The 14,641-nt window shown below is 38.0% G+C and carries 14 protein-coding genes; 5 read left to right on the top strand and 9 right to left on the bottom strand.

What is annotated here, in order from left to right; translation table 11 throughout:
* The first annotated feature begins 144 nt into the window (after positions 1-144).
* Positions 145-822: a DUF421 domain-containing protein gene (locus tag F936_RS08840; protein ID WP_005046711.1), complete on the top strand. Its 678-nt coding sequence runs from the start codon at positions 145-147 to the stop codon at positions 820-822.
* 214 nt (positions 823-1,036) lie between these two features.
* Here F936_RS08840 and eno read toward each other — a convergent pair whose 3' ends face one another.
* From eno to F936_RS08825, 3 genes are all read right to left on the bottom strand, one after another.
* Positions 1,037-2,326 carry a phosphopyruvate hydratase gene (gene eno / locus F936_RS08835; RefSeq protein WP_004643039.1) on the bottom strand — a complete coding sequence of 430 codons (1,290 nt, stop codon included), beginning with the start codon at positions 2,324-2,326 and terminating at the stop codon, positions 1,037-1,039.
* A 61-nt stretch (positions 2,327-2,387) separates the two neighbouring features.
* Entirely contained in the window at positions 2,388-3,245 is an 858-nt protein-coding gene (gene kdsA / locus F936_RS08830; RefSeq protein WP_003652054.1) for a 3-deoxy-8-phosphooctulonate synthase, read from the bottom strand.
* 30 nt (positions 3,246-3,275) lie between these two features.
* Positions 3,276-4,913 carry a CTP synthase gene (locus F936_RS08825; protein WP_005046707.1) on the bottom strand — a complete coding sequence of 546 codons (1,638 nt, stop codon included), beginning with the start codon at positions 4,911-4,913 and terminating at the stop codon, positions 3,276-3,278.
* A 222-nt stretch (positions 4,914-5,135) separates the two neighbouring features.
* Between F936_RS08825 and F936_RS08820 the strand changes: the two genes are divergently transcribed.
* Positions 5,136-5,621: a hypothetical protein gene (locus F936_RS08820; protein ID WP_005046705.1), complete on the top strand. Its 486-nt coding sequence runs from the start codon at positions 5,136-5,138 to the stop codon at positions 5,619-5,621.
* Between the two features lie 244 nt (positions 5,622-5,865).
* The gene (locus tag F936_RS08815) at positions 5,866-6,711 is read left to right on the top strand and encodes a metal-dependent hydrolase (RefSeq protein ID WP_005046702.1); all 846 of its coding nucleotides are present in this window, start codon (positions 5,866-5,868) and stop codon (positions 6,709-6,711) included.
* A gap of 63 nt (positions 6,712-6,774) precedes the next feature.
* Here F936_RS08815 and F936_RS08810 read toward each other — a convergent pair whose 3' ends face one another.
* The 4 genes from F936_RS08810 to F936_RS08795 all read right to left on the bottom strand — a co-directional run bounded on the left by F936_RS08810 (position 6,775) and on the right by F936_RS08795 (position 11,149).
* Complete coding sequence (locus tag F936_RS08810) at positions 6,775-7,869, bottom strand: YheT family hydrolase (RefSeq protein WP_005046701.1); 1,095 nt, start codon at positions 7,867-7,869, stop codon at positions 6,775-6,777.
* A 19-nt stretch (positions 7,870-7,888) separates the two neighbouring features.
* Positions 7,889-8,605, bottom strand: a complete 717-nt coding sequence (locus F936_RS08805; RefSeq protein WP_005046697.1) for an SGNH/GDSL hydrolase family protein — start codon at positions 8,603-8,605, stop codon at positions 7,889-7,891.
* Positions 8,606-8,646: 41 nt separating this feature from the next.
* On the bottom strand, positions 8,647-9,054 hold the full coding sequence (locus F936_RS08800; protein WP_005046694.1) for a nuclear transport factor 2 family protein: 408 nt from the start codon (positions 9,052-9,054) through the stop codon (positions 8,647-8,649).
* Positions 9,055-9,124: 70 nt separating this feature from the next.
* Positions 9,125-11,149: an NADPH-dependent 2,4-dienoyl-CoA reductase gene (locus tag F936_RS08795; protein WP_005046692.1), complete on the bottom strand. Its 2,025-nt coding sequence runs from the start codon at positions 11,147-11,149 to the stop codon at positions 9,125-9,127.
* A 135-nt stretch (positions 11,150-11,284) separates the two neighbouring features.
* Between F936_RS08795 and F936_RS08790 the strand changes: the two genes are divergently transcribed.
* Both F936_RS08790 and F936_RS08785 read left to right on the top strand, forming a co-directional pair.
* Positions 11,285-11,845 (top strand): PadR family transcriptional regulator, encoded by a 561-nt coding sequence (locus F936_RS08790; RefSeq protein ID WP_005046691.1) that lies wholly within the window; start codon positions 11,285-11,287, stop codon positions 11,843-11,845.
* A 2-nt stretch (positions 11,846-11,847) separates the two neighbouring features.
* Entirely contained in the window at positions 11,848-12,765 is a 918-nt protein-coding gene (locus tag F936_RS08785; RefSeq protein ID WP_004643050.1) for an alpha/beta fold hydrolase, read from the top strand.
* 47 nt (positions 12,766-12,812) lie between these two features.
* Here the strand turns inward: F936_RS08785 and F936_RS08780 are convergent, their stop codons facing one another.
* Entirely contained in the window at positions 12,813-13,868 is a 1,056-nt protein-coding gene (locus F936_RS08780; protein ID WP_005046690.1) for a 3-deoxy-7-phosphoheptulonate synthase, read from the bottom strand.
* A 410-nt stretch (positions 13,869-14,278) separates the two neighbouring features.
* Positions 14,279-14,641 carry a YnfA family protein gene (locus F936_RS08775; protein ID WP_005046688.1) on the bottom strand — a complete coding sequence of 121 codons (363 nt, stop codon included), beginning with the start codon at positions 14,639-14,641 and terminating at the stop codon, positions 14,279-14,281.

Here is a 14,641-nt window from a genome sequence, read left to right as displayed (position 1 = left end):
GCATAGTTTGAAAATGAAATTTATACAAAATCACATAAACTTCGAATCTTTAACCAATAACTACTTAAAAAGTATATTTTTTTTATTCTTAATTTGCTAAGAATTTTATAAAGAGTTCATATACCTATTAAAAAGGAGAAAAAAATGGATTTTTTTAATATTTTCATAGGTGACACGACTTGGACCTTTATTTTGGAAATTTTGGTTCGATGCTTCCTCATGTTTATCATTATTATTAGTTTTTTAAGACTATCAGGTAAGCATGGTGTTCGCCAACTTTCCCTTTTTGAACTCGCAATTATTTTATGTTTAGGCTCGGCTGCTGGTGATCCAATGTTTACCAAGGACTTACCTATTGCCCATGCTTTAGTCGTATTTATCGTTATTCTTTTTCTCTATCGTCTAGTAACTTGGGCCATGGTGAAGCATAAGAAAATTGAAGATCTATTAGAAGGAAAAGCGCTTTGCGTGGTTAAAGATGGACTTTTAGTCTACAAAGATTTCCAGAAACAATCATATTCACATGATGAGTTTTTCTCAGAGATGCGCCAACAAAATGTTGAACATTTAGGTCAAGTGAGAATAGCTTTACTGGAATCCGACGGCATCCTTAGCTTACTGTACTATGAAGATGAAGAAGTAAAATGGGGATTACCACTATTCCCCGATGCTTATTGCAAAGTTGACGTACTTAAAATCAATACTTTTTATTCATGTATGAAATGTGGTGAAACTAAAATTCTCAATAAAATTGATCAAGAGTGTTCTCGTTGCAAACATCATAGTTGGGCTGAGTCTTTAAAAACCCGTCGACTAGGATAGTAAAAGAATTGAGTATTATAAATGTCTGACATGAAGTTTTTGAAAATGCTGTAGTTACCAGTTTTTTGCATTTTTGAGGTGTAATAAAAGAATCACTAGAAAGTGAAAAAGTAACTCATCTTTTAAGCATTAAAAAAGGTGCTATTTCCTATTAAAAATAGAGAAATAGCACCTTAAAATGTTAAAAAACTAATTTTAACTTTTTATTTAAAGATTAGTTTAAACCTTTAAACTCAGCTTTACCGCGGTAAGCAGCTTTAGTCAATTCTTCAATACGAAGTAATTGGTTGTACTTAGAAACACGGTCAGAACGGCAAAGTGAGCCAGTCTTAATTTGGCCAGCCGCTGTACCTACTGCTAAGTCAGCAATAGTTGAATCTTCTGTTTCACCAGAACGGTGAGAAATTACAGTCGTATAACCATTTTCTTTAGCAAGATAGATTGCATCCAGAGTTTCAGTCAACGTACCAATTTGGTTGTATTTGATTAAGATAGAGTTACCTACTTTCTCATTAATACCACGTTGTAAAATCTTAGGGTTTGTAACGAACAAGTCATCACCTACCAATTGGATTTTGTCACCAAGGATAGATGTCAAGTAAGACCAGCCTTCCCAATCTGATTCATCTAAACCATCTTCAATTGAGATAATTGGATATTGGTTTACAAGACCCGCTAAATAGTCAGAGAACTGGTTGCTTGTGAATGCTTTATTGCCTTCACCTGCAAGGATGTATTGACCATTTTTGTAGAATTCTGAAGATGCACAGTCAAGCGCCAACATAATGTCAGAACCAGCTTTGTAACCAGTTTGACCAATAGCTTCAAGAATAACAGTGATTGCTTCTTCGTTTGAACGCAAGTTTGGTGCAAAACCACCTTCATCACCCACAGCAGTGTTTAAACCTTTTTTGTTTAAAACTGATTTTAGAGAATGGAAGATTTCAGCACCAGCACGTAATGCTTCAGCAAATGAAGTGAAGCCTACTGGCTCAATCATAAACTCTTGAATATCAACGTTGTTGTCTGCATGCGAACCACCATTGATGATGTTCATCATTGGCACAGGCATAGTCAAAATTGTTTGACCACGTAAATCAGCGATGTATTGGAAAAGAGGAATTTTCTTTTCATCAGCAGCAGCACGTGCAGCAGCCAATGACACAGCCAAAGTTGCATTGGCACCCAATTTTTCTTTGTTTTCAGTACCATCAAGTTCGATCATCGTATTATCGATGTCTTTTTGTTCAAATACTGATTTGCCCACTAAAGCGTCACGGATAATCGTGTTTACGTTGTTAACCGCAGTTTTAACACCTTTACCTAAGTAACGCGATTTATCACCGTCACGTAGTTCTAGAGCTTCACGAGAACCAGTTGAAGCACCAGATGGTGCACATGCACGACCAACAACCCCAGATTCTAAAATTACGTCTGCTTCGATGGTTGGGTTACCACGAGAGTCCAAAATTTCACGTGCACGGATGTCAACGATTTGGCTCATGAACAATTCCTCTGTTAAATGAATATGGGCTGCGATTAAAGCAGCGTAAGTGAGTAAAAACTCAATGGGTGTCTAACTTTTTGAATCCTTTAACCAAAGTATCCAATTCTTTTATTTGTGCCAAGAATGGCTCAAGCTGCGACATGCGTAATGCACAAGGTCCATCGCATTTTGCATGTTCTGGGTCTGGATGACCTTCCAAGAACAATCCAGCCAAGCCTGTTGCCATTCCAGCGCGTGCTAAAGTTGTAATTTGAGCACGACGACCACCTGCCGAGTCAGCACGACCACCAGGAGTTTGCAACGCATGTGTTACATCGAAGAAAACAGGAACATTCATTTCTTTCATGATGTCAAATCCAAGCATGTCTACAACAAGGTTGTTATAGCCAAATGCTGAACCACGTTCACAAAGAATCAGCTTATCGTTTCCTGCTTCTAAACATTTATTCAGGATATGACGCATTTCATGAGGTGCCAAAAACTGAGCTTTCTTAATGTTAATAATAGCCTGTGTTTTTGCCATCGCTTCAACAAGATCAGTTTGGCGACTTAAGAAAGCCGGTAACTGAATAATATCAGCTACTTCTGCAACTGCTTCAGCTTGGTGTGGCTCATGGACATCGGTAATGATAGGAACATTAAAATGTTTTTTAATATCGCCTAACCATTCAATACCTTTTTCGAGTCCAGGACCGCGAAACGAATGCAGACTAGAACGATTTGCTTTATCGAAACTCGCTTTAAATACATAAGGAATGTCTAAGCGTTTGCAAATATCAACATAAGTTTCTGCAATTTCGAAAGCTAAATCTTTTGATTCAAGTACGTTCATTCCGCCAAATAATACAAATGGCAAATGATTTGCCATTTGTATATCGCCTAAACGTACAACTTCTTGTGGTTTTAATTGTGACATTTAAACTTTCCCAGTTTATTTAAAATCGCATTATTTACTTTTTTGATGCTGAGTTTTCGCAGCGTCAATAAAACTAGCAAATAATGGATGTCCATCACGTGGTGAACTTGTAAATTCCGGGTGGAATTGTACAGCAATAAACCAAGGATGTTCAGGAATTTCTACAGTTTCAACCAAATGTTGTGCCGAAGAGTAACCAGAAATCTTCATACCAGCTTGTTCAATCGACTCAATGAAACGGTTATTCATTTCATAACGGTGACGATGACGCTCAGTGATTTCTGCTTTACCATAGACTTCACGTGTTTTTGTGCCTTCAACCAATTCAGATTTTTGTGCACCTAAACGCATAGTTCCACCTAAGTCAGACTCTACGCTGCGTTGTTGTAACTCGCCACGCTCATCTAGCCATTCGGTAATTAAACCAATCAATGGATATTTTGTAGAACGGTTAAACTCTGTAGAAGATGCTTCTGGCATAGCTGCAACATGACGTGCATATTCGATTACAGCCAATTGCATACCTAAACAAATGCCCAAGAATGGAACTTTGTTTTCACGTGCATATTGAATAGCTTTCATTTTGCCTTCAGTACCACGCTCACCAAAACCACCTGGGACTAAAATTGCGTCAGCTGTTTGCAAAATAGAAACGTCTTGGCTTTCAAGCTCTTCAGCATTGACATAGTCAATCTGTACTTTCACACGGTTTTTGATGCCTGCATGTAACAATGCTTCATTCACAGATTTATAAGCATCTGGTAATTCAACATATTTACCAACCATAGCTACACGCAAAGTGTATTCTGGGTTAAGTAATGCTTCGACTACATTATCCCAATCTTCTAGGTTTGCTTCCGGAAGATCATTAAATCCAAAACGTTCACAAATGAGGTCATCAACGTTTTGTTCATAGAATGTACGTGGAATTTGATAAATTGTTTTCGCATCTTTACATACCACAACGGCACGCGCTTCCACGTTAGTGAACAATGCAATTTTGCGTTTAGTATCAACATCTACATCATATTCAGTACGGCAGATTAAGATATCTGGCTGAATACCAATTGAAAGTAACTCTTTCACTGAATGTTGAGTTGGCTTGGTTTTTAACTCAGCCGCAGATTTGATATATGGTAACAATGTTAAATGCATCAGCATGGTACGTTTATGACCAAGCTCAACCATTAACTGACGGACTGATTCCATAAATGGAAGTGATTCGATATCACCAACAGTACCACCAATCTCAACGATTGCAACGTCGTAACCTTCACCTGCGCGAAGTACACGTTCTTTAATATTGTCAGTAATATGTGGAATAACTTGAACCGTACCACCTAAGTAGTCACCACGACGTTCTTTATTTAGAACATCTTGATATACACGGCCACTGGTAAAGTTATTCAGTTTGGTCATTTTCGCACGACGTAAGAAACGTTCGTAATAACCCAAGTCTAGATCAGTTTCGGCACCATCCTCTGTGACAAAAACTTCACCATGTTGGAAAGGACTCATTGTCCCCGGATCGACATTAATGTAAGGATCCATTTTAACCATTGTGACTTTTAAGCCACGGGCTTCCAAAAGTGCAGCAACTGAAGCAGCAGAAATACCTTTACCTAGCGATGAAACCACACCACCAGTAACAAAAATAAAATGGGTCATTAAGTTTCTCGTACAATCAAGCCGAAATCGGCCTACAATGTTGGGCAATTTTACTTTACTCTGCCCCTATAAAGCAAAGTCAAACCGCATCAATTCAAAGATCATTAAACAACTGGTTATTCTATCAGCATTTTTAATAAAAATTAGGTCCATCTCACATGATTTTTTCATTCTCTTTTGCTGTTATAATGCCAGCTCCTCAATTAAATGTTGTTTAGGACAATGGCAAATAAAAAACTTTTAATCTGTGCTGCAATTGCAGCTGGACTATTGTTAACCGCATGTGTCAAAAAAGAAACACCAGAAGAAGAGCAAGAAAAGGTTGAAACTGCTGTTTCAGAACCTAAGCCTGCTGAACCTGCAAAATTTGAGTCTTTAGAAAGCGTTAAAACTGAAGAAGCTCAAACGCAGGAACCAACGCAAGTTGAAGTTCATCACGAAGAAACAGCGAATACCACAACTGAAATTCGCCGTGAAACTCGTCCTGCCCAATCTGATCAAAGTTCACAAACAACAGCTTCTGAGCAACCTAAAGCAGAGCCGAAGCCTAAGCCAGAACCTAAACCTGAGCCAAAACCAGAGCCAAAACCAGAACCTAAGCCTGAAAAAGCTCAGTCAAAACCAGCTAAGCCAGCAGAACCATCTCAAACTGAAGATGATGCTGTTGCCGCTGCGATTGCTGCTGCTACACCAGCGCTTAAAAACTAAGTTCCCGTATGAATATGCCCAAATTGAACAGTTGATTTGGGCTTTTTAAATATTATTAAAATTATCAATTCAATAATCAGTTCTACCTTTCTCTTTCTAATTTGTCTTTAAAGTTTTCCTAGATATCAATTTAGGACAATCTACTTATTCACTCTGAAAAAGCATTGACGTTACTCACGCTGAGATGTAGTTTTTTAGCAAGTTCCTTTTTGGAACCTTAATTAAAAGAAGATTGGAGCTTAAAATGACTACTGTATCAAATCGCGTACCCGCCTCATTTCCAGTCCGTCGTATGGACTACAACTTTGAAAATACACCTCGTTACTGGTGTAATAACGAACCCTCACTTACCCACTATTTTACGGGCTTATCTACATTGTTCCCTGAGGGTGAATCATATTTTGTTCGTTCAGTTCGAGCGTTACGTGCTAAAGCAAAGTCGAATGAAATTCTAGATCGCGAAATCAGCGCATTTATTGGTCAAGAAGCAATGCATTCAAAAGAGCATCATGCCTTTCATGTCAGCGCCCAGCAACATGGCCTTGATCCCGAATCTTTGGAAAAAGCAACTGGTATCGTTTTAAAAAGTATTGAAAAAGTTTTTAGTAAAAAATGGAATTTGCTCGTAACAGTTGGCTTAGAGCACTATACCGCAGTACTTGTAGTGAGCATGATGCAATCTGTTAATGAACTCATGACTGACTCAACGATCCGTAATTTATGGTTATGGCACAGCATTGAAGAAACCGAACATAAAGCTGTCGCCTTTGATCTTTATCAACACTTATATGGAAGTGGACTGAGCGCCTATCTCCCTCGCATTACTGTCTTTACTTTAAGTCTATTTTTAATTACAAGCTTCTCAACAATTTATCAATTCGTTCTTATGAAACGAGATCGCCAACTTCTAAACTTTAACTCTTGGCGTAATTTCTTTGGTTTTGCTAACAAACAATATAGAACATTAGTCCCTAAATTTTTTGACTATTATCGCTTTGATTTCCACCCTAACCAAACAGATGAAAAAGACCTCGTTGCTAGTACCAAAATCAAAATTGGACTGAAAGATCCAAAATTGCTTTTATCTTGACCTGATAAAATCATAAAGCCCATTCAATAGATGGGCTTTATTTAATTTATTACAGCAACACCGTCATTGTTTATGATTAACCATAAAATAATTCGAAATTAATTTGGCAGCCCAAGAGGTACTTTTCCAACCCTCGTAAAAGCCACAATGACTTCCCTTTTTAGTGGTTACAACTGCAATATTACTCATTTGCTGGATCTTTTCTTTATAAGGTTCTAAATTTTTAATAGAACATACTGGATCATCTTCAGCATTAAGAATCATTAATGGAATTTTGACATTTTCAAATACATAAATTGGATTAATTGCCTGACAATAACTTTGATAATCCTGAAAGCCAGCCATTTCAAAATATTCTTTTTCAAACTCTTCCAGACTAGTCGTCGCTAGAACTTTTTCTAAAGAAGGAATCTTGTTCCAAGTACTTTGATAAGGATGAATAAAATATTTGAATAACTTTTTGGTCATCATTTTGCTATAAAACGGATGAACATTTTTAAAGCCAATCTCAGTGTTATAGCCTGGACACATTGCAAAAGCAGCTTTAAATGGCGTGTCAGTGCCTTGCTCCCCCAAATAACGAACTAACAATCCTGTGCCAGCAGAGGAGCCGACAGCGTACAGATCTGATTCAGGAAACAAATTTTGAATATGCGTAAGCTGCTCTTTAAGGTCACTTGTTGATCCGAAAAGAGAAATCTGTGGTACAGGCATAGGTAAACCAGCATGCCCACGGCGTAAGCAAAGCGCTATTCTCCACCCCGTATAGTGATGTAAATCTTTCACCAGTTCACGCATACTTTCAGGTGTACCTGTAATGGTATGCATGATGACAACTGTAGGAGTAGCTTTTGGAAGATTATAGCCATACCACGCGATCGCAGTTACGCCACCATCTTTCATGGTGAGCTGATCAATACGGTCATATTCAAGCTTAATGGTTTTTTTTCTAATAATATCAAAATACAAAAGATGAACGTGATTGTTGCTCAACCATGGCGTAGGACGATATTTTTGCTTGAGCTGGGGCAATTTCTCCAGAATATCTTTTATTTTCCCTTGTGGGTCATAATAGATTTTTGGCTGTTCAGCACCTAATACCGAATCGAACAATTCTGAACCGAAAGCTTTAATTTTATTTAAAGTAGATATGCCCATTTCCAATCACGACCTCTGATTATGAGTTAAATGATTGCCGCACTAATGCTGCAACCTGCTGCCCCCAAATTGCATAAATTTCTTTGCTTGGATGAAAACCATCACTTGCCATAGGCAAATTCATCGCTTGAAAACTTTCAATATCATATTGAATGAATCTAAATTGGTTTTGTGATTCTAACCATTTATATAATGACTGATTCATTTGCTCTGCATATTTTCCAAATAACCAAGCCAATGGATTCGGCAAAGCTGGAAAATGTTGCATTGGCGGCACACCAGATACGATAATGAGTTTAGGTTGAAAACGCGTCTGTATTTGCTGAAACAATTGCTTTTGTTGTTTTAACCATAGATTTGCTGAGATTAATTTTGTTACATCATTAACACCAATCGACGTAACCACCACATCGTAATTTTGTTGCTCTAAATGCTGTAGAGCTTGAAAAACCTGCTTGGTTGTATCGCCTGTTTTTGCATGAAGTTTCCAGCATAAAGAATACTCATCTTGCAACTCAGAAATAATTACGCCAGATAAAGCATCTTTTTGTGTTTCAACTCCAACACCTGCCGCTGCAGAATCACCTAAAATAAGCAATGACAAAGGTCTTCCGTGTCCGCACAGACCTTCACGCTCGCCAATGGCCTCTAATAGACGTGGTGTATTCTTACGAACCTTTGCCCCTTGTATAAATAATACAGGCAATAAGACTAATGTTGAAAGTTTTAACCACATTCTAATGACCTCAATAATATTACTTAGGCTATTTGCTAAAATTATTGCGGTTGAAACTTGGTGATTCTTTCACCCATTTGTTCAGCTAGTGCCGCTAAACCACTCATTGGACGAATCATTACCTCAAAATCAATAATTTTGCCTTGCTCATTAAAACGTATCATATCAATACCTTTTAATGACTTGCCGCTTACATTTGCACTGAACTCAAGTACCACATTTTCGCCATCTTCCGTATAAAACTCACGATGATAAGTAAAGTCTTGGAATACCTGAATAACATTGCTCAGAATGAAAAAAACGACTTGCCTTCCTTCATAAGGTTTATGAGCAACAGGAGAACGGAAAACGACTTCATCGGCTAATAAATCATTTAGATCAGACAAGTTACCTGCCTGAATCATGTGATGCCATTTTTCTAAAGACTGTTTTGTTGTTTCAAGTGCCATTATTATTTTTCCTTTAATTTACTTAATGAAATTATGGGCATTTCCTTTTCAAAGAAATGCCCATATAGATTTATAGTGTCGCTGCTAATTCAGCACCTTGTCGTATAGCGCGTTTTGCATCTAGCTCTCCGGCCTCTTTAGCTCCACCAATTAAATGAACATTTTTTCCGTCTTCTTTTAATTGCTCATACATTGCAGTGAAAGACTCTTGGCCCGCACAAATCACAACATGATCAACTTCAAGTACGCTTGGTTGCCCATCTACTGTTATATGAAGTCCTTGATCATCTACTTTGTCGTATTGAACCCCGGCAAGCATTTTGACTTGACGATTTTTCAGACCTGTACGGTGAATCCAGCCAGTAGTTTTACCTAAATCACCCCCTACAGCAGCTGCTTTACGTTGCAGTAAATAAATTTCTCGTTCCGAATCTTCAACTTTTGGCTGCTTTAATCCGCCAACATGCTCATATTGAGTATCAATTCCCCATTCAGCATAGAACTTTTCTGGGTTTAAGCTGCCACTTTCACCTTCGTGAGTAAGATATTCCGCCGTATCAAAACCAATACCACCCGCACCAATAATCGCTACACGCTGCCCCACAGGCACACGTTCTCTTAGAACTTGTAAGTAGCTCAGTACTTTAGGATGATCAATCCCATCAAATTGTAATTGACGAGGAGTTACATCTGTTGCAACCACAATTTCATCAAAATTTGCTTGGCTCAACTCTTCATAAGTTGCTTTATGATTTAATACAAGCTCAATATTTGGTCGCAATTCAATTTGACGGCCAAAGTAACGTAAGGTTTCGTAAAACTCTTCTTTTCCAGGAACAGTCTTTGCAATATTAAACTGACCACCAATTTGATGACTTGCCTCAAAAACTTTGACTTTATGCCCGCGATCAGCCGCATATACTGCAAAACTTAAACCTGCCGGACCCGCACCAATAACAGCAATATTCTTTTGAACCTGTGCTTCTTTAAAGATAAGTTCAGTTTCATAACATGCGCGAGGATTCACTAAACACGTTGCGATTTTCATTGAAAAAATATGATCTAAACACGCTTGGTTACACCCAATACATGTATTAATTTCATCGCTACGACCTTGGCTTGCTTTTAAAACAAACTCAGCATCGGCTAGCATTGGACGCGCCATGGACACCATATCAGCATGACCTGAAGCCAACACGTGCTCAGCCATTTCTGGGGTATTAATTCGGTTGGAAGTAATCAAAGGAATAGATACTTCACCTTTGAGTTTTTCAGTGACCCACGTAAATGCAGCACGAGGTACTTTCGTTGCAATGGTTGGAATACGTGCTTCATGCCAACCAATGCCTGTATTAATAATTGTTGCACCTGCTTTTTCAATTTCTTTTGCAAGCTGAATCACTTCATCAAAACTTGAACCACCTTCCACTAAATCAAGCATCGATAGACGATAAATAATAATAAAATTTTCACCAACCAAAGCACGCGTACGTTTTACAATTTCAATGGGGAAACGAATACGATTTTCGTAACTACCACCCCATTCATCATCACGATGATTAGTACGTGCAGCAATAAACTCATTAATTAAATAACCTTCAGAGCCCATAATTTCTACGCCATCATAACCTGCATACTGAGCAAGTTTGGCGCAGTTTGCAAAGTCGTCAATGGTCTGTTGTACTTCGGCAGAACTTAAAGCTTTAGGCTTAATCGGGTTAATTGGTGCTTGAATTGCTGAAGGCGCAACGTTATTTGCCTGATAAGAATAGCGCCCAGTATGTAAAATCTGCATAGCGATTTTACCGCCAGCTTCATGCACAGTTTGGGTAATTACTTTATGTTTTTCAGCTTCTTCAACTGTATCGAGCTTGGTACCGTGGCTAAATACAACACCATCATCATTCGGAGAAACACCGCCAGTTACGATCAATCCAACATCACCTTTTGCGCGCTCAGCATAAAATGCTGCCATACGCTCATATCCCTGCGGTGCTTCTTCTAACCCAATATGCATAGACCCCATAAGCACACGGTTTTTTAAAGTAGTAAAGCCCAAATCAAGTGGCTTTAATAAATGTGGATAAGCTGACATATTTTCTCCTTTGGCTAGCAATTAGCTTGCTAATGCAACTTGTTGCATTAATTTATAATCAAATTTTGACTTTTATGCAACATGTTGCATAATCTCATCAGTCACACTTTACTTTTGCTTACAAACCGGATTGCCATGTCACTTCCTCATGTTTTATTGACCAGCTTGCTTGAACGACCAAGCACAGGGTTCGAACTTGCCCGCCGCTTTGACCGTTCAATGGGCTTTTTCTGGAATGCCACACACCAGCAAATTTATCGTGAACTCAACAACATGCTCAAAAAAGGTTGGGTTTCAACGTTAGAAAATGAAATGGAAAATAGTCGAAAAAAGACCTATCAAGTTGAACAACTGGGACGTATTGAGCTAGCTTCATGGATGACGCAACAAAGTGAACCTGCGCAGCTTCGTGATGACTTGATGGTTAGATTGCGTGCTGAAGCACAATTGAGCAATAATCAGATATTACCTGAGCTGTTACGACACCTTGGTCTACATCAGGAAAAGCTTAAACTTTATCAAAGTATTTATGACAAAGATTTTAAAGATAGCAATGATCTAAATGACCGTGTGTTATACATCCATAAAATGATCTTAGAACTTGGAATTACGATGGAAAGTGAATGGATCAAATGGTTGGAACAAGTCATCCCTCAATTAAAACGCTTTGCCCAACATAGCGTATCCGGAGAATAGCCATGCCATATTACACCATGCCCGATCGGGAAAATTTATTTGTACGTCGTGTTGGTCGTGGTGAACCAGTTTTGGTTTTATCTGGTCTTGGTATGCAAAGTTGGCAATGGCTACCTTTTATTTATGCAAATCGTAAAGATTATGAGTTTATTATTCCAGATTGGCGTGGGTTTGGCGGTTCAAAAAATTGTGCAATCCCTGAGCAAGATGCGATATCAAGCCATTGGCAAGACGTTGCTCATTTAATAGAACAATTAAAACTCGATAATTTTATCTTGATGGGTTATTCAATGGGCGCCACGACGGCCATGCACGGTATGAAACATGCTCATCTCGCACAGCAACTAAAAGCTTATTTACATATCGACCAAACACCCAAAATATCTGTAGATTCAACATGGGAATATGGTTTATTTGGTTCTCATCATACTCAGTTCAAACAATTACTAAATGATATCTATCAATTATTATCAAAGCACAAAAATGCCAAATATCTTTATGAATTATCACTTCCAGATCGACAGGAATTGGTTCGCCTTTGGGTAGATTTTATTGATTTACAAAGTAGCAATCCATTTAGCCCTTTAGTTTTTAAAACAGCGCTAAAACAACCGTTTCTACAAAAATATTTATTACCTATTCAGCGTTTAGATTATTTATTTTGGTATGTGGAAAATTATCTTTATCACAATGAAGATTATCGTGAAGCTATCCAGCAATTAGAGTGCCCAACCACTTTCTTTATTGGTCGTAATTCGACGCTTTATCCAGAAACTGGGCAGACACTTATTGCACAGAGTGTCGAGCATGCAAAAGCAATATACTTTGAGCGTTCAGGCCATACACCGTTATTGACCGAGCCGAAAAAATTTGGCCATGAAATCACAACATTTTTATCAGAATTAAAACATGCTTCTTAAAAAATAAAGGGATCTGTTCGCAGATCCCTTTTTAAATGTGCAAAACATTAAGCTGAATGAGCTAACTCTTTTGCTTTTAATTGCTCTGAAACACTTAACAAAAGTCGCTCTGTTTTTTCCCATCCTAAGCAACCATCAGTTACTGACTGCCCATAAGTCATATCACAAGAAATCTTTTGGCTACCATCAACCAAATGACTTTCAATCATGACACCCTTTACTTGTGTTTTTAAACGTTCAGCAACGATTTGCTGTAAAACTTCTGGCTGACGTAACGGATCTTTACTGCTATTGCCATGACTACAGTCAATCACCAATGCAGGAAGATTTTGTTTGTGTTTTTCTCGTATAGCCTGAATTGAAGCTAAATCATAATTTGGCCCATGATTCGCTCCGCGCAAAATCAAGTGTGGTAAGGGATTACCAGCACTCTGAATCACTGAAGGTAAGCCTTGTTGATTCATTCCTAAAAATTGATGTTCATTTTGTGCTGACTGAATCGCATCTAAGGCAATCTGAATTGAACCATCCGTACCATTCTTGAAACCAATACTGTATGGCATGTGACTTGAGATTTCACGATGAATTTGAGACTCACTTGTACGAGCGCCAATTGCACCCCAAGCCAATAAATCATCAAAATAACCAGTTGCCATTGGACTTAAAATTTCACTCGCAATTGGCAAACCCTTTTCAATAATTTGTAAGTAAAGTTCGCGAGACTTTTCTAAGCCAAGTTGTAAATTTGATGAACCATCTAAATTTGGATCATACATAAAACCCTTCCAACCCACAGTTGTACGTGGTTTTTCAATGTATGCACGCATCACGATAAAAATCTGATCTTTTACTTTTTCTTGTAATTTTTGCAATCTTTCAGCGTATTCAAGTACTGCAACCGGATCATGAATGGAACAAGGCCCTGTAATTACCATTAACCGATGATCTTTGCCGATAAGAATATTTTGAATAGTTTGACGGTGTTCGGCAATTTGACGCACGAAAGAGTGTGCAAGCGGATATTTTGCTTTTAACTGGACAGGTAAACTAACTGGAGTTTCTTTTGTATTGCTTTGTGTCAATAAAGTATTTAGGGCATTCATTGGTTTTTCCTTGGGACTGCAATCTATTCAGTCCGATCATTTATTTGAGCGTTTTGGATCTATTCGTTGGTAAAGGCAAGCAAAAGTAAAACCAATAAAAGTTGCTAAAGTATGAATAAGTCATGTTGTTCATTTTAAGTTCCTCGATTCAAAAAGATAAAGCATAAAAAAACCTGATCGGGGTTGCCGATCAGGTATTAACTGTGATGGGCAACTTTCTCATGCCCGAATACGCTCAGGCAACTATCTAAATTGCCAAAAATAATAATATGCGTTAGTGTTCACAGATAGATTTAACATCTTTATCTCAAATATAAAAAAATGTTCCTTAAATCTAAAATACGCATTGTTGAGGGCTTTGACAAGTCTTTTTTTTGAAAAACTTCTTATTTTCAGATTCACTCATTGTCTTAACGAATCAGCCCTTGAGGTTGTAAAATAATTAAGCCAGCTCCACAAAACACTATTAGACCACCTAATATATCCCATCTTGTTAATCCGACCTGATCAACAAAGCGCAGCCACATTAACGCAGTAAAAATATAAATACCGCCATATGCAGCATAAATGCGCCCTGAAGCCGCTGGATGTAGGGTCAGCAGCCATACAAAGACAGCCAAACTTAAAACTGTAGGTAACCACAGCCAAGCCGACTTACCTTCTCTTAAAATCAGATAAGGGAAATAACAACCCAGAATTTCAGCAATTGCTGTAATAATAAATAACCCGAATACACTCAGTATTCGGGTTATAGCAAGACTATCAATTAACAT

The organism is Acinetobacter calcoaceticus DSM 30006 = CIP 81.8 (assembly GCF_000368965.1).
Classification (GTDB): domain Bacteria; phylum Pseudomonadota; class Gammaproteobacteria; order Pseudomonadales; family Moraxellaceae; genus Acinetobacter; species Acinetobacter calcoaceticus.
The sequence above is the reverse complement of the archived record's forward strand: the minus strand, read 5'-3'. Positions and strand labels throughout refer to the sequence as shown.

Excerpts from the sequence above, each read along its gene's own strand:
- kdsA (WP_003652054.1), bottom strand. The coding sequence starts at position 3,245 with ATGTCACAATTAAAACCACAAGAAGTTGTACGTTTAGGCGATATACAA.
- F936_RS08775 (WP_005046688.1), bottom strand. The coding sequence starts at position 14,641 with ATGTTAATTGATAGTCTTGCTATAACCCGAATACTGAGTGTATTCGGG.
- F936_RS08785 (WP_004643050.1), top strand. The coding sequence starts at position 11,848 with ATGCCATATTACACCATGCCCGATCGGGAAAATTTATTTGTACGTCGT.
- F936_RS08805 (WP_005046697.1), bottom strand. The coding sequence starts at position 8,605 with ATGTGGTTAAAACTTTCAACATTAGTCTTATTGCCTGTATTATTTATA.
- F936_RS08825 (WP_005046707.1), bottom strand. The coding sequence starts at position 4,913 with ATGACCCATTTTATTTTTGTTACTGGTGGTGTGGTTTCATCGCTAGGT.
- F936_RS08820 (WP_005046705.1), top strand. The coding sequence starts at position 5,136 with ATGGCAAATAAAAAACTTTTAATCTGTGCTGCAATTGCAGCTGGACTA.
- F936_RS08795 (WP_005046692.1), bottom strand. The coding sequence starts at position 11,149 with ATGTCAGCTTATCCACATTTATTAAAGCCACTTGATTTGGGCTTTACT.
- F936_RS08840 (WP_005046711.1), top strand. The coding sequence starts at position 145 with ATGGATTTTTTTAATATTTTCATAGGTGACACGACTTGGACCTTTATT.
- F936_RS08790 (WP_005046691.1), top strand. The coding sequence starts at position 11,285 with ATGTCACTTCCTCATGTTTTATTGACCAGCTTGCTTGAACGACCAAGC.
- eno (WP_004643039.1), bottom strand. The coding sequence starts at position 2,326 with ATGAGCCAAATCGTTGACATCCGTGCACGTGAAATTTTGGACTCTCGT.
- F936_RS08815 (WP_005046702.1), top strand. The coding sequence starts at position 5,866 with ATGACTACTGTATCAAATCGCGTACCCGCCTCATTTCCAGTCCGTCGT.
- F936_RS08780 (WP_005046690.1), bottom strand. The coding sequence starts at position 13,868 with ATGAATGCCCTAAATACTTTATTGACACAAAGCAATACAAAAGAAACT.
- F936_RS08810 (WP_005046701.1), bottom strand. The coding sequence starts at position 7,869 with ATGGGCATATCTACTTTAAATAAAATTAAAGCTTTCGGTTCAGAATTG.
- F936_RS08800 (WP_005046694.1), bottom strand. The coding sequence starts at position 9,054 with ATGGCACTTGAAACAACAAAACAGTCTTTAGAAAAATGGCATCACATG.